This is a genomic window from Vibrio sp. 1F279 (assembly GCF_041439815.1).
Lineage (GTDB): Bacteria > Pseudomonadota > Gammaproteobacteria > Enterobacterales > Vibrionaceae > Vibrio > Vibrio tasmaniensis_A.
The window spans coordinates 1-1,520 of record NZ_JBGOOU010000112.1; the positions used below are offsets into that span (position 1 = coordinate 1).

At 47.6% G+C, this 1,520-nt stretch carries 2 protein-coding genes; both read left to right on the forward strand.

Annotation, left to right across the window (positions count from 1 at the left end; all coding sequences use genetic code 11):
• On the forward strand, positions 1 to 383 hold a 383-nt coding region (locus ACED60_RS25620), incomplete at its 5' end, for a tyrosine-type recombinase/integrase (RefSeq protein ID WP_371728729.1).
• A partial coding sequence (locus tag ACED60_RS25625; protein ID WP_371728730.1) for a tyrosine-type recombinase/integrase occupies positions 380 to 1,520 on the forward strand: 1,141 nt, incomplete at its 3' end. The genes ACED60_RS25620 and ACED60_RS25625, both read left to right, overlap by 4 nt.

A 1,520-nucleotide genomic window follows, 5' to 3' on the forward strand; every position in this document is an offset into this window, starting at 1 on the left:
GGCATTTACTAGACAGTAAAACGGGGGCGAAAACGGTTTACCTTTGCTCACAAGTTAGAGCTTATCTTGATGCATGGCAATCAGAGAGTCCTTACCTGTTTCCAACCCCTTGTAACACTCAACCCATATCCACCAATCAGTTGGGTATATTCTGGCGACAGGCTCGCCAGTTGGCAGGATTGGAAGGTGTGCGCTTGCATGATTTACGTCACACCTACGCCAGTATTGCCATTCAGTCGAAGGTAAACTTGATCGTGCTGAGTCGCCTTTTGGGGCATGCTGAAGCGGAAACGACGCTAAAGTATGCACATTTGGGACGTGATGACGTGTGTCAGGCCGCTTCTCATGTGTCGGGAGTGCTCGTTAAAGGTATGCGCTCATGAAGTCACTGTTATTTACTTCTAAAGTGATTCAATCACTTCATTCGAAAACTCGAACGTATACGGTGTGGGATACCCAAGTGCCAGCGTTAGGAGTTCGAGTTTATACCGATGGTCGCCGTTTCTATGTGACTCATTTATCCATTCCCAATAAGACGTTGGCGGCAGTGGGACAACTGACACTAAAAAAAGTGAGACAACACGTACGTGCTTTACAGGCCTCTTTTTTAGACAAAGAGACGAAACCGATACGGTTGATCCGCTTTGATGCGTTGGTGAAAGAAGAATGGACGGATAAGGTCTGCAAGGGATGGAAAGTGAGTACACAAGGGACAGCGTCGAGCGCCTTAAAAAAGCATTTGTTGCCCGAGTTTGGACGTTTTCCTGTCAGCCGTATTGATTCGTGTCATGTGCATCGTTGGTTTGATGAACTCAGCCAGAATTACGCAGGGGCTGCCAACCGTAATCTTGATGTGCTTCGTTCTATCTTCAAATATGCGGTGAAGCAAGGTTATTGCATGAACAACCCTTGTGACGGTCTTAAGCAAAATCGCAAAAAAAAACTCAATCGTTTTTTGAGTTTGGATGAGTTAGCGCGAATGCAGAAGGCATTAACTGTGGTCAGCCAGCAAGGTGATCTGGAAGCGTGCTGTTGTCTGGTGCTAGAGCTGGTGTTGTTAACGGGGTGTCGAATTTCAGAGGTAACAGGCCTGCAATGGTCTTTTGTTAAAGGAAGGGAGTGGCATTTGCCGGACAGCAAAACGGGTGCGAAGGTGGTGTATGTGGGCAAGGAAGCGCAGAAACTCCTTTCAGACATACCACAGCAAGTATGGGCGCATCGTAGCGAATCACACGATGATGTGTTTATGCCCTTGCGTCGTTTTGTGAGTCGGTCGACTAAGGTTAGTCTGGTCTGGCAACAGGTGCGAGCCTTAGCCCATATCGAGGATGTTCGTATTCACGATTTGCGCCATACCTTTGCCAGTTATGCGGTGTTAGAGGGGTATCCTATCCCAATGGTGTCGAAACTGTTGGGTCACACGCGCATTTCATCCACGCTTCGTTATGCTCACGTGGATGATGCGCAAGTATCGCAATCTGCTGAGGCGATAGGGGAAGTTATTAGTGGAATATTATCAG